Source organism: Lysinibacillus parviboronicapiens (assembly GCF_003049575.1).
GTDB classification, from domain to species: domain Bacteria; phylum Bacillota; class Bacilli; order Bacillales_A; family Planococcaceae; genus Lysinibacillus; species Lysinibacillus parviboronicapiens.
The window spans coordinates 1-19938 of the sequence record NZ_PYWI01000046.1; the positions used below are offsets into that span (position 1 = coordinate 1).

A 19938-nucleotide genomic window follows, 5' to 3' on the forward strand; every position below is an offset into this window, starting at 1 on the left:
TGTAATTTAAATTCATTCGAATAGGTGCAATTTTTTCTTGGCATACAAAAATCCCCTTTAAGTAAAATGTTATCTACAGCGTACTGTAGTTTTTTTAACATTGTCTACTTAAAGGGGATAATATCAGTCACTACCCTCTTGTTTGGGCTTATTTTATACTAAATGACAAAAAAGAAATGTTTCACATATTTATTTTTCAGAATTTTCAATAAATTATTTTTTATTAAAATATTTTATACTATAATGAAATGAAAGTATAAATACATACTTTGGCTCTTTTAAAAGAACAGGGGGTATGTCCATGATAAAATCAGTACGAAATAAACTTGTCGGTTTGGCAATAATTGTTATATTAATTCCTACTGTACTTGTAGGCACTGTCAATTACTTCGTAGCGAAAATTGAAATTGATAACATCGGGCGGCTTAGTCTTAAAAACGGAACTTTAGGGCTAATGGAAGTAATTGCAACGTTAGATGAACAAGTTCAACAGGGTAGTTTAACATTAGAACAAGCCCAGGAACGAGCAAGGATACAAATTGTTGGTGAAAAAACAGAGGATAATAAAAGATCCATTGATAACCCTGTGAAATACGGTGAAAACTTTTACTTTTATGTCTTAAAAGATGACGGGATGATGGAAGCGCACCCTTCACTTGAAGGTGAAAATGTTAATGACCTCCAAACAAAAGATGGACGCTATTTTGTACGTGAACAGATAGCTGAGGCAAACAAAGGTGGTGGGTACGTACGTTATGATTGGGCATTACCGTCAGACCCTGATGTAATTGCACCTAAGATTACATATGTAGCGAAGGACGAGCATTGGGGTTGGATTATTGCTGCGGGTACCTATGAAATGGATTTCAATGCGGGCGCTACAAAGGTTCTCTATTACACACTTGGTATGACTTTACTCGCAACAATTATTGGGGTTACTCTTTATTGGTTCTTCTCGGGTAGAATGACTTCATACATACAACGTATTATGGTGATGACCTCAGATATTGCTAGAGGTAAATTGACTGGCGAAGATATACCCATAATTACAAATGACGAATTGGGGATTCTTGCAAAAAACGTGAATGATATGAAGCATAGTTTGAATGAAATGGTGAGCAATACAAAAGATAGCTCTAAACAAATGAGAATTTCCTCTGAAATGCTCAGTGCTATCACAGAAGAAACAACTGCTTCAGCCGATGAAATTCACCAAGCCATTACAGAAATTTCTAAAGGGACCGTTTTTCAGGCTGAGGAAGCAGAAATGGCCATTAGTAAAGTTGAGAAATTATCCTACCTTATTTCTACTGCAACAGACAAATACGCTGAAATCACACAAAAAACGAACATCATTAACAAATCACAGGAAAATGGACGACAGAAAGTAGACTTGCTACAGCAAAATTCACAAGAATTTACACAAGTTATTGAAGAACTAAGAGAAAACTTTTCTAGTTTGATGGGGCAAATGCAGGAAATCCATAATGTTGTGCAAACAATCACGTCGATTTCTGAACAAACTAATCTATTAGCGTTAAATGCAAGTATTGAAGCTGCGCGTGCAGGTGACCATGGTAAAGGGTTTGCAGTAGTAGCTGCAGAGGTACGTAATCTATCCGAAGATACAAACGAAGCGACTAACCGTGTGAAAAATTTATTGACTCGTATTGAATTAGATACAGCAAATTCCGATGCCAAGATGATGCATACGCTGCAGCTTTCGGAAGGACAGGTTACATCCATAAGCGAAGTGCAAAATGCTTTTACTTTTTTATCAGATTCCATTGAGGGGATCACTGCTCACCTTGTTTCCCTCGATCAGGGCATGAATGAAATGGCAGAAAATCGACTTATCGTTGTTAACGCTATTAATGGCATTGCTAGTGTAGCTACTCAATCAGCAGCAGCCACTGAACAGGTTGATGCTTCGATTGATGAACAAAAATCAGCTATCACAGCGATTATGCACTCCTCTGTGGAACTTCATACAGAAGCAGAACGAATGCATGAATTAGTGGATCGTTTTAGTTAATAACCTGTACATTATTCAAAAATTATCCCCTATAAGAAAGACGCTTTGAAGTGTCTTTCTTATAGGGGATTGATGTGTATTGAGACCGCTTTACTTTATCTTATCTAAAGTGGGATACGTATTCGGAATGTAAAAAAATGCCACGAAAGATTCGTAGCATTTCTTTATGCGCAGTTATTATAGCTTATTAATAACGGCTGTTAACGTTTCCTTTAGTTCCGCATCGTGATTAGAAAGGTCTACAAGGTTCCCTAAGCGTTCACGTAAAACAGGACGTTCAATTACTAGCTTTTCATCAAGTACTTGTACTAGCAATTCAATAATAAGACGATCACGAACATTTAATGCTTCTTCTAAACGCTCAGGTGTAATTTTTGCTGATTTTGCTGACTTTGCCATTTTAAAAACCCCTTTTTTATATATTCATGCACATCTATTTTAGCATACAGCCTAATTTTTTTGAAAACTTTCTTTTACGCTTGTTTACTGGAATTTACAGTACTACTGCTATTACATTTACAATAAAATGTTATATTTAATCAATCAAAGCAAAAATACACAAAATATCACTATTTTTTCACAAGTAGGCATTCTCTTTTTTCAAGGCTTTTCATACTCTATAAAGATAATATTATTTTTAAATAAGAAGATTGGAATGGAGGAATTAGATGAATCAAAAAAACAATACGTATCTTCAACTAATTAATACTGTGCCTAAAACTTTACAATTATTCTTAAATGTTTGCCTAGTACTACTTGCGCTCATACTGTCCTTTTTACTTATAAAAGAGCTAATTGAGTTCCTAAAAATTTTAATAGCCGATGACAGCGGTGACTACAAGCTTTTCCTCGCAAATATTCTTATCTTCTTTTTGTATTTTGAATTTATAACAATGATTATTAAATATTTCAAAGAAGATTATCATTTTCCACTGAGATATTTCATTTATATAGGTATCACGGCCATGATCCGCTTAATCATCGTGGAGCATGACCATCCCTTAAACACATTAATGTATTCACTTGTTATTTTAATATTAATAATAAGCTATTTTATTATTAATATTACACCATTAGAGAGGCCTGTCCGTTCTTCCTCTCTCTTTATGAAAAAAGAATAACTAACGCTGTATATAGGGAAGCCATCGAGAATAATGGTTTACCCTAAAATGCTGTGACATAGATTGGCTTTTCATAGACGAAAAAGAACTGATTTAACACCTCTATCAATCGTTCATTACTCACTTTCACTTTACCCAGCATTAATAATTCCTTCATCGTTACAGTTATGTGTCTTTAATTCCTCAAAGAAACCGATGACGTTGATAATACGATACATTAAACCTATTCCCGCCACTGAACTTGCATGATATACATTTGGAATTAAGTGTCCCGTACCATTTCGAGTATCACCTAGGAAAGAGTGAATATTATTGTCTTGCGTGTTCCATTCAATCCGATTAACCTGATCAGCTTGACTGTTTAAAAACGTACTGAGTTCTAGTAAAGCTTCTGGTGTCTCATATATCAGTTTTTTAATAATTAAATTATTTAACATAAAGTTTGTTTCACTTTGCTTTTAAAAAGAAAAATACCATATAACCTTGTATAGTGTTGTTCTTTTCAAAAGCAATAATATAGTATTGCGGATTTTTAAAAATAGCTATAAGTTCCGATTCCGTTTTAAAAAACATACCATGTTTTTTTGCAGCTACCCTATTATAGCAATCCTTTAATTTATATTGATCTTGCTCCTGTAAATACCTTAAATGTTCTTTCGTATTAGGAAAACTAGACGGTTCCACTACATACTGATACATTTTCGGTCCATAGCCAAAACCCATTTTTTTATAAAAGTCTGGTCTGAATGGATATAAAGCAACAAAATGAACATTTTTATTTAAAAAAACACTAAGAACTAATCTATTAAGTCTTTTGCAACCTTCTCTTTTTTATGTAGTAAATCAACCGCTACCAACCCCACACCACCAATCGGAATTATTTTTGAAAATAAATTTCAAAATCATGCAGTCGCATACCACCAATTAATTTTTGTCTGTCCACAAGCCATAATAATTAATGGATGGGTTATTATGTTGGTTATGCACAAAGAGCTTCTTCAATTGTTCCTTTGACTGCTGTGAAGCATCCGACATTCCTGGGTAAGCCGTCTACCACAATATCTACAAATTCGTTAAATACCTCTTCTTTCAGTTTCTTAACAGACCTCACGTTCATTCCTCCTATCCATTCAAAAAGTTATTGGTATGTTTATTGTATTAAAAGCAATTTAATTTTCATACAATTCTTCACATTAATTTCCGTTATAATTAATAACATATATTACCACTTAATAAGTAGCTAGGAGAGGAAAACAAATAATTTTATGGCGTGACTATGCTCTGTGCATTAAAAATGTGGAACTTCTCAAAATGGTCGGTATCGTTCAAGAGCCGAATGCATTATTGGAGGGAGATGACAAGGGTGAATATGATTGAGGTTTATATTTATGAAGTGACAAGAAGGCTACCAAAGAAAATTCGTGCAGATAAAGGCCTAGAGCTAAAATCAAAAATTGAAGGCATGTTACCTGATAATTATTCCGAATTAGAGGTAAAGGAAGTGCTTTTGAAGCTCGGAAACCCTGCTGCGCTTGCAACGAGTTATCAGGATACTTCAACACATTTAATCGGTCCAGAAGTATATAGCACCTATATTAGAACAATCAAATTAGTAATACCATGGGCTATTTTTATTACAATATTGGTGCAAATTATTGAAAATACTGTGCTATATACAGGGGAGGTCGCACTCCTGACTGCCATCATCAAAACTTTTTCGATAACAGTTGCCAACATTATATCCGTGCTATTTCATGTGCTCTTTTGGGTGACCATTACCTTTATTGTTATTGAACGTACTGGCAACTTTGATAACGTGAAGGATCATATACCCTTTTTAACAGATCAACAACAATGGACACCTGATGATTTAAATAAAGTTAAAATAATCACTCATGACAAATATATTCCATTAAATGATATTGTCTTTAGCTTTTTAGGAATAGCTATTTTTTCTGTAGTTTATTTTAAAGCTAATGATCTCATTGGCATTTACACTTCTGACGAGCGAGATGGTTTAAAGTTCGTCATGCCCATATTCAATCAAGAAATCCTATTATTTTATAAACCAATCATAGTGTTTTGCATCGTACTCAGTATTGCTTTGACATTTTATAAATGGAAAGTAAGTCAATGGACCATACAAATTGCTGTTTTAAATGCTTTCCTTCAAGTTGTAACTACAATTGTCTTTATCCTAATAGCTAGGCAACCTGACTTAATACACGGGCCTGCGATTCCTTATATAGCTGCTATTTTGGAAACTACAGCTTCAAAGGTCGCGTTTTCGATCGATCGAATATTGTTCGTGATTATTGCGATATCCATTGTCGCAAATGGTATTGATATATTTAATCGCTTTAAGAAAGCTAGAATTAAACATTGATAAAGTAAATGTTCTTCATTCTCAAGAAAAATCTTAATTTGTATTTTTTTTACTGTACACTAATAATTCTCGCCTATAGCGTTCATCATTGCTTTACTGATAGCTAAACTTAATAACTAGTACGATATACCTTTGATTCGTTAAAATACCGTAACTCTCTAATGTTTTGTATAATAATAAGGTTGAGAGTATTTTTAATTGACTATGATAATCTGCACTTCATCAATATTCATATCAAAATAAGGAGAAATAACTATGACAATCCTTCTTGTAGATGACAACTCCGTCAATCTATTTGTAATTGAAAAAATATTAAAAAATGCGGGTTATGATAACTGTGTATCTCTATCATCAGCTTTTGAGCTTTTTGATTATTTACAGTTGGATGCCGAAAATCCAGCGGGTAATTCAGTAGATTTAATTTTATTAGATATTATGATGCCAGAAATAGATGGTATTGAAGCCTGCAAACGTATTAAACAAAATGAGCGTTTAAAAGACATTCAAATTATTTTTGTTACGGCACTTGAAGATAAAAATAAACTTGCAGAAGCATTAGATATAGGTGGAGTAGATTACATTACAAAACCGATTAATAAGATAGAACTTCTTGCGCGAATTCGTGTCGCTCTACGCTTGAAAGCAGAATTAGACTGGCACACTTTGCACGATAAGAAAATCCAATACGAATTGGATTTAGCTACACATGTTCAACGAAGCTTATTAAGTCCCCCGCTAAATAAAGAGGACATTAAAATTGAAGTTTCTTATCTACCTTCCTCCAATTTAGCAGGAGATATGTACTATTGGCATAAAATAAATGATCATCGCTATGCCATCATCTTGCTTGATATGATGGGGCATGGTATTTCTGCTGCACTCGTATGTATGTTTATCTCCTCTGTGCTCAGAGAGGCTGTTAAACAGCTAGTAGAACCCGAATTAGTCATTCAAGAATTAAATCGTTATATGGCGCTTTTACAGAACGGAAAAGATGAAAATTTATTTTATTTTACGGCGATTTACTTAGTAATCGATACTGACAAAAAAACGATTGAATATGTTAACGCTGGTCATCCTTATGGGTATGCACTAGTCGATGAAGAAACACTAGTTCCTTTAAGTAAAGGTAGTTGCGCGGTTGGTTTTTTTGAGGAAATAGAAGTTGAGAAACAACTAATTCAGTATAATGAAGATGTCCAAATTATTTTGTATACTGATGGTGTTCTAGAGGCTATGGGGCCATGTGAAATAGAATCAGAAAAACATTTGCGCACCCTAACATCTACAAAATGGGATTTTTCTCAGAGCCTTATAGATAACCTTCTACCAAAGGAAAAACAAATAAATCAACCAGATGATATGTGTGTCTTAATGATTCAAGCTCACTAAGCACTACTAGCGACAAAAATGAAAGGGGAGATCTCAACTCGAGAACTCCCCTTTGCTCTTAATATAATTTTTGATAAATTCTTTCATTGCCTACAATTTCCTTATATTTGGAAATAATCCCTTCACACCGAAGGGTTTCTTTATCTCCTAAGCCTAAAAATCCATTCTGGCTTAAACTATCGTAAAATAGCATATGGACCTGACTTTGTAAGGCCGGTGAAAAGTAAATTAATACATTTCGGCACATAATGACATGAAATTCATTAAACGACTGATCGGTTACTAAATTATGTTGTGCGAAAATAATATTTTTTAGTAACGAAGGGTGAAAATAGGCATATTGATGATCGGTATTGTAGTATTCTGAAAAAGCATGAACCCCTCCTGCAAGCATATAATTTTTTGTATATGCTTGCATTTTTTGAATAGGAAATGCCCCTTGCCTAGCTTTTTCTAAAACGTGTTCATTCATATCTGTTGCATAAATTACGCTTTTTTCAAGTAACCCCTCTTCTTGTAACAAAATAGCCATTGAGTACACTTCTTCACCAGTAGCACACCCTGCATGCCATATTCGAATTTCAGGGAAATCCCGTAAGTAAGGAATAACATCTTTACGGAAGGCTTTGAAAAAGCTGGGATTTCGAAACATTTCCGTTACATTAATGGAAAAATCATTTAGAACTTGCTCTAAAAACACTTCTTCATGAATTACTTTTTCAAGTAAACGAGTAATCGTTGGGATATTACTAACCCTCATCCTGTTATAAATCCGGCGTGATATAGAAGAACGATTGTATTCTCTAAAATCAAAACCAGACAAACGGTAGATGGCTTCGAGTAACAAATCAATCTCCATATTAGTATGTTTATTGTTCTCTATATTTAGCTCCAGGTTGTTGTGAAACTCTTTTTCCATACCTATTAACTCCTTTTGGAAACTAGCCATACTCGTAATACAGATATTAATTGATCTAGATTCAATGGTTTACTAATATAATCAGAAGCGCCTGCCTCTAATGATTTATCTCGGTCATTTTTCATGGCTTTCGCCGTTAAAGCTATTATTGGTAAATCTGTTAACTTCATTTGTGTACGAATGACGGACATCGTTTCATAACCATCCATATTCGGCATCATTATATCCATGAGAATCAAATCAATTTTGTCATTGGTTTGCATAACATCCAAGCATTCTAATCCATCTTTTGCAACGAGAATATTCATACCTCTTTTTTCAAGAGCTGTTTTTAATGCATAAATATTACGATAATCATCGTCTACAATTAAAATATTTTTATTCTGAAAAACATCTACCTCATTTTGAGAGTCATGATGGCTTTCCTCAATTGGTCCTTCTATTACCTCGATAGGGTCATTCACGACTGTCGTTGCTACGACTTCTGCAAAAGTTAGGTTAGAACACCGCTCCTCGTTGATGCCATTCGGTAAACTTGGGATAGTAAGCGTAAAGCTACTGCCTTTCCCCTCTTCACTTTTTAAGGATACCCAGCCACCAAGTAACTTAGCAAATTCTTTACAAATAGATAAACCAAGACCTGTTCCACCATATTTACGTACCGTAGCACCATCTGCCTGTTGGAACGATTCAAAGATAAGTTGGTGTTTGTCCTTAGGAATACCTATACCGGTATCTGAAACCGTAATTTCGAGCCACTCCGCACTAATCTCTTGCATATTGTTTGTTAACTGCTCATTTTTAAGTTGTTCGATACTTAGATTTACAGAACCTTTTTCCGTGAATTTAAAGGCATTCGATAATAAATTCTTTAAGATTTGTTGGAATCTTTTTTCATCCGTATAGAAAACATCTACTACATTTTCAGCTTTTGTAATTTGGAATTCTAGTTTCTTTTTATGAGCGACTGGCGAGAATATTTGCTCCAATAGTAGTGGCACTTCACTTACATTTACTTCTCCGAAAATAATATCTAACTTTCCAGCCTCAACTTTTGATAAATCCAATATGTCATTAATTAATGCCAGTAAGTCTTCCCCAGAAGAGTGAATGACATTTGCAAATTCTGCTTCCTCTTCTGTTAGACTATTATTACTATTTTCCGCTAACATTTCAGATAAAATTAAAATGCTATTCAGTGGCGTTCTCAATTCGTGAGACATATTGGCTAAAAACTCGGACTTGTAATTAGAATTGAGTAAAAGTTGCTCAGCACTTTCTTCCAAATCTCTTTTGGCTATTTCTAATTCCCTTGACTTTGTTTCAGCATCCTTCGTTCTTTCTTCCAACTGTTCATTAATCATTGTCAGTTCTTCTGTCTGCATTTGTAATTCTTCTGATTGCGTTTGAAGTTCTTCGGACTGTACTTGTAATTCTTCTGTCATCGCTCTAGATTCATTTAATAACCGAACAATTTCCATACGACCTAAAATACTATTAACCGTCAGTCCAAAGGTTTCAATGATTTGTTTTACTAATTCTTGCTGTAACTCTGTGTAACTATTCATTGTTGCCAATTCCACAACAGCAATGACTTCATCTTCAAATATAATCGGAATAATAAGGATGCACTTGGGAGGTGCTTCTCCTAAGCCTGTTCCAATTACTTTGTAATCTTTAGGAATATCGTTACACATGTATACTCGTTTTTCACGAGCACTTTGCCCAATTAGTCCCTGTCCTATTTTGAAACGTTCAACTCCTATATTATCGCTGGCATCTGCAAAGGCGGCCTTTTTCACAAAATAAATATCATTATTATTCATTTCACGAACATAAAATGCTCCGAGTGAAGATTTTGTCATTTGCGCAATTTCGGATAGGAAGATTTCTGCTAATTGCGTAATGGCCGATATCCCTTGATATTTTGTGACCATTTCAGCAATATTGGACTGCAACCATTCCCGTTCCTCTAGCGTATCTAAAAGCTCATTGGTTGCATCGGCAAGCACGTTAATTTCATCGTTTGTTTTAACGTGGATTCTTCCTTTATGATTAGCCTTAGAAGCAGCAATTTCTTTAATTGCCTCTGTAACTTCTGTTATTGTTTTTACGATGGAGCGAGAGATGCCACTAGCAATTACAATAGCGATAAACGAAACAAGTACCAATAATCCAAATAGCCCACTTGTTAAATTACTATTTTTTTTATCCAATTGATTTGCTTTTGTTTGTGTCAGAGCATTCTCAGCTGAACGGAAGGAAGCAAATTGCTTCCTCATCGTCTCCATATCCTTACGACCAATATCAACTTTAAAAAATTCTGTTAGCTCTGCTGTGTTATTATCTTTTTTTAACTTAATAGTTGGATCACCAGATGTTGCAACCCAATGCTCTATCGTGTATTTTATCTCTTCTAACTTCTCTTGTTGATTCGGCTTATTATCTAACAGCTGGTGAAGCTCATTAAAATCCACCTTCCAATTTTTAGAGGCATTTTCGTATGGTTCTAAATAACTCAATTCACCTGTAATAATAAAGCCACGTTGACTGGATTCCATGTCCAATATATATTTTTCGATACTATTTGTTAGTGCCTGAACCTGGGAATCATACTTTATAATAAAATTTCTTTCCTTTTGTAGGGATGTAATTTGATTATTTAATATGATAACCGATGCAAGTAAACAAAGAATGATAACTATATACCCAATAGTAATCTTTGATCGAATACCTAATTTTAATTTACTGTACATATAATTCCTTCCTTTTATCCCGCATTAACGGTCAGTAAAGAGAATTCACTGACCGTAAAAGCCCGATTGGTTCAACTAACAAGCAGTGGTGGTGAAAAAATCTCACTGCTTGAAGTTTCTCTTTATCCCGCATTAACGGTCAGTAAAGAGAATTCACTGACCATAAAAGCCCGATTGCTTCAACTTAATACTTAGGGGAAATAAAAAATCCCCCACTTCCCACATTTTCCACTTCGCCTGTCTTGTAACTCTATTATCAGTATAATAGAGGAAAAAGAAATAACAAAGAAACAGCCCCTAATCATTTTATGCATTGAATAATAAGTGTTGTAGAAAATCATATACTTCTATGATGTATTATTTTGAAAATAGGGAGAGAACAGATGTGGATATATTTGTAAGACCAGGGGACTCACTTTGGCAGTTTAGCGAAGTGTTTAAAATACCCCTTCAACTCATTGTCGATTCCAACCTACATATTAATCCTCAAATACTTCAGGTTGGGCAACGTATTCAAATTCCTGGATTTGTTACAATCAATTATCAAATCCAACAAGGGAACACTTTATGGCAAATTGCTCAAAGTCGAAATCTTCCTCTCCAAGCCATTCTACTTGTTAATCCTAACCTCAATCCCAATCGTATGCAAATCGGACAGACAATTCAAATCCCTCAAAGGATTACTTGGAGGCTTGTAAATGGTAAACAGGATTATGACTACAACATCATGATAAGCGATTTAAAAAAACTACAAGCAGTCTATCCATTTATTCAAAGTTCATTAATTGGCCATTCTGTATTAGCAAAAGAAATTCCAGAGGTTTTAATTGGAAATGGCTCTAAACGGGTCCATTATAATGGTTCATTTCATGCGAACGAGTGGATTACAACGCCTATCATTTTGACCTTTTTAAATGACTACCTACTGTCTCTCACAAACCAAACTACTATTCGTGGACTCTCTACCCTTCCTCTTTACCAACAAACTTCATTATCCATTGTTCCAATGGTCAATCCTGATGGCGTCAATTTAGTCCTACATGGACCACCAGACGATGAAACATTACGAAACAAAATAATTGCTTGGAATAATGGCAGTTCCGATTTTTCTGGCTGGAAGGCGAATATAAATGGTGTCGATTTAAACGACCAGTTTCCTGCCATGTGGGAGTTAGAAAGTGCACGCAATCCAAAAACGCCAGGTCCCCGTGATTATGGGGGTAAAAGTCCCCTTTCCGAGCCAGAATCCATTGCGATGGCAGATTTAACAAAGAAACGTAATTTTGCACGAGTTCTAGCTTTTCATACGCAAGGAAGAGTCATTTATTGGGGATTTGAAAATCTAGAACCACCAGAGTCAGAGGTACTAGCGAATGAGTTTAGTCGAGTGAGTGGCTATGAGCCTGTTCAATCTGCTGGCAGCTATGCAGGCTATAAGGATTGGTTCATTCAAGATTGGCGAAGACCTGGTTTTACCGTCGAATTGGGTAGCGGTACAAACCCACTGCCGTTAAGCCAGTTTGATGAAATTTATCAAGAAGTATTAGGAATCTTTCTTGCAGGGCTATATTTATAATTGCAAACGAATAATTCGGCTTTAAATTAGTCAAAAATCCGATAATCTTTAGGTTAAAGTAACCTTTGATTATCGGATTTATTATGACAGTAGACATAATAGAAAGTACGCGGTGTAGTGAGAGAAAACCAGCGGATCTGGCTTGGGGATGAGTATTGCGAAACAATTAACCGTTACACACAGGGGAGAAATATTCGTAACTAGCAAACTGGGACATGGCACGGACATTGTACTAAAGTTTCGTCTGTAAAATAGGAGTGGTACTCTAAAAATTTTGGTGATATCTAAGCTGTATGACTTGATCCACCCCCGCTCCCTTATCACAAATCATTACAGAGAAGCCATTGTCACTCTCTTTCTTAACGGTTATATCAACTTCTCTTCTTGGCTTACCGTAAGCTCATAAGGAAAAGACATGCTTTTTTGCCAATACGATACCAATTGACCTGGCTCATAGTGGGAAGGAACATCTGAAGGAAGAGTGGAGGAAGCTAGCATTCTCCCCTGAGGGTCCAGTACTTGCAACCATCCTCCTCGTTTTTCTAACAGTGATAGCCATTTCGAATCTAACACTACGTCGCCCTTTTCTAGCGAGAAGGTTTGACTGAGAGAGCTGTTACTGCTACTTGATAAATTTTGCGTCTCCGGCTCGCTTTCTAATTGCATTGCAACATATATTAAAAAAATAATAGTTCCTATTACTACCAAAATTCCACTGGATGTATATCCTGTGGAATTTTTTATTCTTTGAAATGCCCTACATAGCTTGGTGGCAAAAGTTACATCATTAATTAAAATCAATATCATTGAACATCATGTTTTGGTGCACAAATTTATTGCCAGAAATTTTTATTTATTACTTTGACAGGCAGAGTAATGTTTGTTAATATTACTCTACCAGGTAGAACAATATACTCTAAGTAGGTGACTTATGGTTCGAAGTGATATCATCCGCGGACATTTGGATTCCATTATTTTGCGGCTGATTTCAGAGAAAGATCGATATGGTTATGAAATATCTCAGGAAATTAGTCTTCGTACAAATAATCGTTTTCAAATCAAAGAAGCAACTTTATACGCAATATTTCAACGTTTAGAAAAAAGAGAAATTATTGAGGCCTATTACGGTGATATTACGCATGGCGGCAAAAGGAAGTATTACCGCATTACCCCACTAGGCAGAGCTTATTTAACCGAGCTAGTTAGAGAGTGGACGGAAGTGAAGGAAATTATCGACTTATTTATGGAGGGCTTAGAATGAAAAAGATAAAAAATCATATTGATGAGTTGTTTACAGATATTCCTCGTAATAATGATACAGAAATGGTGAAACAAGAAATTATTCAAAACCTTGAAGAGAAAGTATTTTATTTGATGGAGCAAGGAAAAGAAGAAGATGATGCGATTAATAAAGCCATCGTTGAATTCGGAGATATTGAGGATCTAAGAAATGAATTAGGTGTAAAAAATCCAGGCATTAAAAATATGGCTAAATTAAATTTAGAATTTTCGGTGTGGGGAAGTTCTTTAATTATTGCTTTATTTATTTTTATCAATCTTTATTATACGCCAAATACAATTTGGGCGATTTACCCAATATTCGTGATTTTATGGTGGCCCCTTTCTATGTACTTTGTTTGGTCACGTAAGAAATGGAGGGAATAATTGTGAAACATTATATTAGTTTTTCTATAGCAGGCAGCCTGATGACCATGATATTTTTAGGAATGGTGAATTATATAACATCACCACAAACGATTTGGTTTATTTATCCTTGTTTACTTTTATTACTATGGCCGATCACTATATATTTTATGTCTAAAAGATTATACAAACAATATTCTGTAGTCTGTAGTATTATGGTCATCGCTTTCCTGACGCTTGAAAATTATTTATATTCACCTCATCATTTATGGATTATGTATGCCTTTTACCCAATACTATGGTGGCCCATCCTTATGTTTTTAGGGGAAAGAGCAAAATCTTTGAACATTGCACTGATTGGCTGTGCATCTACCATTATCTATTATTCTCTATTAAATCTTGTCATGTCTCCGCAATATCCATGGGCTATTTTCCCATCGTTTTTAGTCATTTGGTGGCCTTTGGCTCTATACCATGCTCAGAAAAAAACATTTGTGGCGTTCTCCATTTACGCTAGCTTACTCATCAGTATCTTTTTTATTACAGTAAATGCCGTTTCCTCTCCAGGAACAATATGGGCGATTTATCCAATCTTTTTAGTGATGTGGTGGCCACTAAGTATGTACTTTTATGTCTATAAGAGGAAGATGTATAAGGCTGCAACTTTACCTAAAAGAATATAAGCTGTTATAAAAATGCAATCGCCAATATTGGCGGTTGCTCACATGTATTCCACTAACTCCTATTTATATGGACATATTATTTCTCGTAATTGACATTGAGATTACACAATAATTCAGCTAAAGGAACATAACATTATGCATAAAAAACAATTGGCAATCGGTAAAGCTATTGTATGTGCCATACTAACGATAATGATTAGTGCTAACGGAATGGCATTGGCAAACGAAACTGAATCTATAAATAGAAATCTAGCTATCTCTAACATTGATGCGTTTATGACTAATGAAATAGAGAGACTGAAGATTCCCGGTGCTTCACTGGCCATCGTAAAAGGAAATCAAGTTGCATACCTACAAGGGTATGGTTTTTCGAGCCCAGATGGAACAGCAATGACGGCGCAAACGCCAGTTGTTATAGGGTCGGTAAGTAAATCATTTACAGCACTGGCCATTATGCAGCTAGTCGAACAGGGAAAAATCAATCTAGAGGATCCAGTACAAACCGTGATACCGTGGTTTCAACTTGCAGATAAAGAGGCATCTAAAAAAATCACTATTCAACATTTACTAAATCAAACAAGCGGTCTTTCTACATTGGATGGTCAAGTAGCTATTTCACAAGGAGATAGAACGGTAAAAGAACATATACAAAGCTTGGCAAATACCGAATTGACATTCCCTGTTGGTGAGCAATATCAATATTCGAATTTAAATTATAGCATCCTTGGTGCAGTTATCGAAGAAGTGACACATAAATCGTATACAGCCTATATAAAGGAGTACATATTTCAACCACTTGACATGAACAATAGCTTTGCAGGCCCTATAGATGATGTAAACGAAACAATTGCGGAAGGCTATCAAACTGTATTTGGATTTAAGATGCCAACAAAGCAATTAAACCACGAAGGGACTGTTGCATCTGGCTACATTATTGCCAGTGTAGAGGATATGGCAAATTACATGATTGCCCAATTAAATCAAGGCCAATTCAATGGAACAAGCCTTTTATCAGCGAATGCCATGAACACAATGCATCATCCAGCATCCTTTGCCGGCCATGATACCTACTATGCTATGGGATGGGAAGTGAATAACGGTGTAGTCTCTCATAATGGATGGACAGAAAACACATACTCAAAAGTCATGTTAGATGGGGAGTATGGCATCAGTCTACTTATCAATTCCATGGATTATTTTAATTTGAATGAATACGAAGCAATAACGAGTGGGATTAACAAGCTAGTCCATAATGAAGAACCTGCTATATCTTCTGGCAATCCATTTATAAAATATATAGTGTTTAATGTGGTTTTACTAGTAATCCTTGCTTACATTGTGTGGTCTGCTTACAGAATTTTTAAAGTGAAAAATCCTAAAGTAACAATGCTAAAGGGAATTTTTATATTAATATTTAATGTACTGATACCTTTGCTTATTTTACTTGGATTCCCTAAATTATTTGGTCCTCTATCCGTGGTAACATTATTTGCTCCTGGAATAGGACATTTATTATTTTTGATCCCTTTGCTCCTGTTAATTGTGGGGGTCATAAAATTAAGTATAGTAATTGTCAAATTGAAGAAAAATACATTTGGTAAATCAGGAGTGATATGATGACTCTATAGCATTAGGAAAGTACGCTATTAATAAGAATGGCGATGCTACTAATAGGGGGACGCCTAAAGATTTTGTCACTTACACTAGCTTTTCCTCATTCCATCCTCAAAATATAAATTATTGTTCGTTGCATTTATACATTTCCTGTCATTGGTTAAAATTTTAGCCTTTTCCCAGGAAATGTTGTCCCAACGATTTATAAAATTCTTACTCCCTACTCTAAATACGTGTTTAAAATTGTTTACTTGACTAAAAATTTCATGTCGATGATACATGATTCTAAAAGGCTCCATCATCAAGAAAACTAAAGAATATTGGCAGTAAGTGAAATAAATTATATACTTACTATATAATTTAACTAGTAAATATTTTAACGGGCTGTGATCTTATGTCAAAAAATAGTGAAATGTTTAATGTGGAAATCATTATGAAAGAAATGCTTGAAATACAACAAAAATCTATGATGTTTGTCAACCTTCTCTCAGAGGGTGAATCTCTATCTCAGAACCAGCTGATACTTCTTCTTCAGCTAAAAATCAATGGTGGTATGAAAGCTACTGAAATAGCTGATTTTTTCACTGTAACTCCTGGAGCTATTACATCGATGTGCGATAAATTGGAAAAATTAAATCTCGTGCAACGTGTTAGAGAAGAAGAGGACAGACGTGTTGTGAAAATGATTTTAACAACTACTGGGGAGATTAAAGTACAAGATATATTCTTAAAACTTCCACAAGAGAAATTAACAGACATAGCAAAAGTGCTAATCGATGTTAATCGGTTAATGAAAAAAATTTTTTAGGATTTCATGAATATGAAATCCTTTTTTTATTGTCTTTTTTGTTCTTGACAAATTGAGTGTGTATATAATTTAATTAATATATATTTTAATAATTAAAATATATATTAATTAAATTAAAAGAGGTGCTTTATCCATGAATGAAGAAATACAACAGCTTCGAAGTATAACCCTTACAAGTGGCAAGATCAAAGACTTGGCTGCAGATTGTGAAATACTAAAAATCCGTGGTTCTGTTGCTTTACACCAAGAACTACGCTTACAAAAGATTTCTACTCACGGACATAGTTCTTTCCATTCTCGCGTTGTAGCGCAGGTTTTAAATAATACGGGATCATGTATGATAAAAGATTTTTGTGACGTTACTGAAATGACGAATGCTGGAAATCTAACGATGAAAAATGGGCAAGTACAGAAAATTAACAGTACCGGGAAGCTAACAATCGAACAAAAATTACAAGCAGAACATTTTAACGCAACTGGCTTCGTTAAAGCGAAGGAAATACATGCAAAGCATTTTCAGTTAAAAATGTCGGGGCGAAGTGAAATCAATCAGCTTATTGCAGATGAAATTTGTGTAGAAAAAGATAAGCTTTCCCTGTCCTTCTTAAAGAAGAAGCTGGTTTGTAAAAGAATAAATGGAAGAACCTTGGAACTTTCTAATACAGATGCGGACGTTGTTGAAGGGGATGTTGTATTGATCGGAGATAATTGTCATATACAAACACTTTATTACAAACAAAACTATACAGTTTCTCCAAATGCTCAAGTGCAGCTTATCATAAGGAGTGAAAGTGAATGAAAATAATTCTGGCGTTTTTTTGCTCGCTAGCAACTTTAGTCTTATCTATCCTATACGCAGGGTTGATGGTAAGTGCAATACTATCGATACTAGCAGGTATTCTACGTACAGTGGGCTTCGAACAAATAAAAATGAGTATTTGGCAGGGCGTTGACCTGCCAGTCATTTTAAGTATTCCTTTATCGCTCGTTGTTTCTTTTTTGCTTTTTATTGCTTCGCTTTACGTAAAACGTTCCATTACATTTTGTCTTTTAAAGTTAAGGTTTTAAAAGGCTATTAAATCTATTCATGTAAAATCAGTACTCCATGAATTTTAACCTAAAAATATTTATGAACGAGAGTAGGTATTTTTTACATCTAACAAGCCTACTCCCACTTTCTATTATCAATATTAGAGATGTGAACCTCCGCTTGCATCGAGTAATTGGCCAGTTACCCAACGACTATCCACCGATGCAAGAAATTCAGCAATATCGGCTACATCGTCCGGCTCCCCCCATCTGTTAAAGATTGAAGAACAGCCGCATATTTTTGTCCTTCTTCGTTTTGCAATGTTCCCGCATTCATTTCTGTGTTAATAATACCTGGCTGGATAGCATTTACTGTTATATTTCGAGTTCCTAGTTGCTTGGCTAGCAGGTGCGTAAATGTATCGATAGCCCCTTTGGTCATACTGTAGGTAAATACACTCGGAGAAGCTACACGTGTCACACATGATGAAATATTAATAATGCTTCCCCCATCTTGTAAACGAGGTAAAGCTTGTTGTGTAACAAAAAGTGGTGCTTTAACATTAATCTGCATCACCTCATCAAAGGATCCTTCCGTTGTGTCTTCCAAGTTAATAACTTGACCAATTCCAGCATTGTTGACCAAAATATCGAAAAGGTTATCACTTATGCGTTCCTGAATAATATAATCTAATGACACAAATAAATCTTGAATGCCGTCGAGCGTGCTGAGATTGGCACCAATCGCACGAGCATTTCCGCCATTTTGTGTAATTTGTTGAACTACTGCCTCTGCCTCATTGCGTCTTTTACCATAATGAACAATGACAAAGGCACCCTCTTGCGCAAAATGCAAAGCAATACTGCGACCAATCCCGCGACTAGCACCAGTAATCAAGGCAATTTTTTACCTGCCAACTTCCCATGTTCCCATCCCCTTTTGTAAGTATTGAATTCTCATTCGTTATTTCACAGGATTATATTTTAAATGGTGCGCTCTCATTCGGTTAGGCGCAGCATGGCTTTGATTGGATTAGGCACTTAACGAATCTCAATAAAAAGCTTGGCGCATAAATGAAAACACTAATAACCTTAAACTGACCATATAAAAATACGAAAAATTGATACTTTTAAATAGGCCAATCCTTTGTTAACTTTATCAATAAATAAAAACCAATACGAAAGGTAAGAAAGGTCTATCACTATGAACATTACAAAAAGTACGAAAAGTTATACAACTACACGCGTTTCTGATCTGATTCAAACTGCCATGTTAATTGCACTAGTATTCGTTGCAACACTCTTTATCAATATTAAATTACCTATTACCGCAAACGGTGGTTTGGTTCATCTTGGAACTGCTATGCTCTTTATCACATCCATCTTATTTGGTCCTAAAAAAGGAGCAATGGCAGGTGCTTTCGGGATGGGCTTATTCGATTTAATATCTGGCTGGACATTATGGGCACCTTTTACTTTTTTAACTCGTGGTTTGCAAGGCTATATAGTTGGAAAAATTGCCTGGTCACAGGGTCGCCAAGGGAATAGTATTACGTTCAATCTTATCGCTACCATCATTTCAGTTCCCTTTATGTTAGGAGGTTATTATATTTGTGAACGCGTGTTGTTTGGCAATTGGATCATACCAGCAGCCTCTATTCCTGGTAACCTCGTTCAAAACATTGTAGGCATCTGCGCAGCTATCCCAGTTTGTATCGTACTGAAAAAAATTAAAGTTTTTAAATAATTTATAGAAAATACGCAACTAGATTTTCTATACTCAAAATTAACAAAGAACCTTCCATCCAAAAAGGATGAAAGGTTCTTTGTTATATATAGGACTAGTTTTTGTTTAAACCAAGCACTTGTGCTGTAGAAGTATGAACTTCTTCTAGAAGCTCTGGGTTTTCTACTAATTTGATGCCATAAGAAGGAATCATTTCTTTTAGTTTTGGTTCCCACTCTTTTACTTGTT

Annotated in this window: 20 protein-coding genes and 2 pseudogenes; 14 read left to right on the forward strand and 8 right to left on the reverse strand. The window is 35.1% G+C overall.

Going from position 1 to position 19938, the window contains the following annotated elements; translation table 11 throughout:
* The first annotated feature begins 301 nt into the window (after positions 1-301).
* Positions 302-2035, forward strand: a complete 1734-nt coding sequence (locus tag C9J35_RS21590) for a methyl-accepting chemotaxis protein (RefSeq protein ID WP_201262102.1) — start codon at positions 302-304, stop codon at positions 2033-2035.
* A gap of 177 nt (positions 2036-2212) precedes the next feature.
* Here C9J35_RS21590 and C9J35_RS21595 read toward each other — a convergent pair whose 3' ends face one another.
* Positions 2213-2434, reverse strand: coding sequence for a hypothetical protein (locus C9J35_RS21595; protein ID WP_054769940.1), 222 nt, complete (start codon positions 2432-2434; stop codon positions 2213-2215).
* A gap of 269 nt (positions 2435-2703) precedes the next feature.
* Here C9J35_RS21595 and psiE point away from each other — a divergent pair, with 269 nt between their 5' ends.
* Entirely contained in the window at positions 2704-3156 is a 453-nt protein-coding gene (gene psiE / locus C9J35_RS21600; RefSeq protein ID WP_107926831.1) for a phosphate-starvation-inducible protein PsiE, read from the forward strand.
* A gap of 131 nt (positions 3157-3287) precedes the next feature.
* On the opposite strand, the gene C9J35_RS24410 is transcribed toward psiE, so the two are convergent.
* Both C9J35_RS24410 and C9J35_RS24660 read right to left on the reverse strand, forming a co-directional pair.
* Positions 3288-3593, reverse strand: a complete 306-nt coding sequence (locus C9J35_RS24410) for a hypothetical protein (RefSeq protein WP_235616401.1) — start codon at positions 3591-3593, stop codon at positions 3288-3290.
* A gap of 542 nt (positions 3594-4135) precedes the next feature.
* Positions 4136-4267, reverse strand: coding sequence for a hypothetical protein (locus C9J35_RS24660; protein WP_268807950.1), 132 nt, complete (start codon positions 4265-4267; stop codon positions 4136-4138).
* Positions 4268-4525: 258 nt separating this feature from the next.
* Between C9J35_RS24660 and C9J35_RS21610 the strand changes: the two genes are divergently transcribed.
* Both C9J35_RS21610 and C9J35_RS21615 read left to right on the forward strand, forming a co-directional pair.
* Positions 4526-5542, forward strand: a complete 1017-nt coding sequence (locus tag C9J35_RS21610) for a hypothetical protein (protein WP_235616402.1) — start codon at positions 4526-4528, stop codon at positions 5540-5542.
* A 255-nt stretch (positions 5543-5797) separates the two neighbouring features.
* Complete coding sequence (locus tag C9J35_RS21615; RefSeq protein WP_107926833.1) at positions 5798-6934, forward strand: SpoIIE family protein phosphatase; 1137 nt, start codon at positions 5798-5800, stop codon at positions 6932-6934.
* 58 nt (positions 6935-6992) lie between these two features.
* Here C9J35_RS21615 and C9J35_RS21620 read toward each other — a convergent pair whose 3' ends face one another.
* Both C9J35_RS21620 and C9J35_RS21625 read right to left on the reverse strand, forming a co-directional pair.
* Positions 6993-7853 carry a CheR family methyltransferase gene (locus tag C9J35_RS21620; protein ID WP_107926835.1) on the reverse strand — a complete coding sequence of 287 codons (861 nt, stop codon included), beginning with the start codon at positions 7851-7853 and terminating at the stop codon, positions 6993-6995.
* A 5-nt stretch (positions 7854-7858) separates the two neighbouring features.
* Positions 7859-10609: an ATP-binding protein gene (locus C9J35_RS21625; protein WP_107926837.1), complete on the reverse strand. Its 2751-nt coding sequence runs from the start codon at positions 10607-10609 to the stop codon at positions 7859-7861.
* 385 nt (positions 10610-10994) lie between these two features.
* Between C9J35_RS21625 and C9J35_RS21630 the strand changes: the two genes are divergently transcribed.
* Positions 10995-12185 (forward strand): M14 family metallopeptidase, encoded by a 1191-nt coding sequence (locus C9J35_RS21630; protein WP_107926840.1) that lies wholly within the window; start codon positions 10995-10997, stop codon positions 12183-12185.
* Positions 12186-12321: 136 nt separating this feature from the next.
* Positions 12322-12435: pseudogene (locus C9J35_RS21635) on the forward strand (ATP-binding protein); the annotation flags it as partial.
* A gap of 116 nt (positions 12436-12551) precedes the next feature.
* On the opposite strand, the gene C9J35_RS21640 reads toward C9J35_RS21635, so the two are convergent.
* Entirely contained in the window at positions 12552-12986 is a 435-nt protein-coding gene (locus C9J35_RS21640) for a hypothetical protein (RefSeq protein ID WP_153062982.1), read from the reverse strand.
* Positions 12987-13116: 130 nt separating this feature from the next.
* Here C9J35_RS21640 and C9J35_RS21645 point away from each other — a divergent pair, with 130 nt between their 5' ends.
* The 7 genes from C9J35_RS21645 (at position 13117) to C9J35_RS21680 (ending at position 18002) form a co-directional block, all read left to right on the forward strand.
* Positions 13117-13446, forward strand: coding sequence for a PadR family transcriptional regulator (locus C9J35_RS21645; RefSeq protein ID WP_107926846.1), 330 nt, complete (start codon positions 13117-13119; stop codon positions 13444-13446).
* The gene (locus C9J35_RS21650) at positions 13443-13850 is read left to right on the forward strand and encodes a permease prefix domain 1-containing protein (protein ID WP_107926848.1); all 408 of its coding nucleotides are present in this window, start codon (positions 13443-13445) and stop codon (positions 13848-13850) included. Before C9J35_RS21645 ends, C9J35_RS21650 begins: the two co-directional genes overlap by 4 nt.
* Positions 13851-13852: 2 nt before the next feature.
* Positions 13853-14512: a hypothetical protein gene (locus C9J35_RS21655; protein WP_107926850.1), complete on the forward strand. Its 660-nt coding sequence runs from the start codon at positions 13853-13855 to the stop codon at positions 14510-14512.
* 135 nt (positions 14513-14647) lie between these two features.
* Positions 14648-16129, forward strand: coding sequence for a serine hydrolase domain-containing protein (locus C9J35_RS21660; RefSeq protein WP_107926852.1), 1482 nt, complete (start codon positions 14648-14650; stop codon positions 16127-16129).
* A gap of 391 nt (positions 16130-16520) precedes the next feature.
* The gene (locus tag C9J35_RS21670; protein ID WP_107926854.1) at positions 16521-16934 is read left to right on the forward strand and encodes a MarR family transcriptional regulator; all 414 of its coding nucleotides are present in this window, start codon (positions 16521-16523) and stop codon (positions 16932-16934) included.
* 133 nt (positions 16935-17067) lie between these two features.
* Positions 17068-17733, forward strand: coding sequence for a hypothetical protein (locus C9J35_RS21675; protein WP_054769936.1), 666 nt, complete (start codon positions 17068-17070; stop codon positions 17731-17733).
* Positions 17730-18002: a hypothetical protein gene (locus tag C9J35_RS21680; protein ID WP_107926856.1), complete on the forward strand. Its 273-nt coding sequence runs from the start codon at positions 17730-17732 to the stop codon at positions 18000-18002. The genes C9J35_RS21675 and C9J35_RS21680 overlap by 4 nt, the downstream gene beginning before the upstream one ends.
* A gap of 122 nt (positions 18003-18124) precedes the next feature.
* On the opposite strand, the pseudogene C9J35_RS21685 reads toward C9J35_RS21680, so the two are convergent.
* A pseudogene (locus C9J35_RS21685) lies at positions 18125-18889 on the reverse strand (SDR family oxidoreductase).
* A gap of 278 nt (positions 18890-19167) precedes the next feature.
* Between C9J35_RS21685 and C9J35_RS21690 the strand changes: the two are divergent.
* Positions 19168-19710: an ECF transporter S component gene (locus tag C9J35_RS21690; protein WP_107926858.1), complete on the forward strand. Its 543-nt coding sequence runs from the start codon at positions 19168-19170 to the stop codon at positions 19708-19710.
* A gap of 94 nt (positions 19711-19804) precedes the next feature.
* Here the strand turns inward: C9J35_RS21690 and C9J35_RS21695 are convergent.
* A partial coding sequence (locus C9J35_RS21695; protein WP_153062983.1) for a malate:quinone oxidoreductase occupies positions 19805-19938 on the reverse strand: 134 nt, incomplete at its 5' end.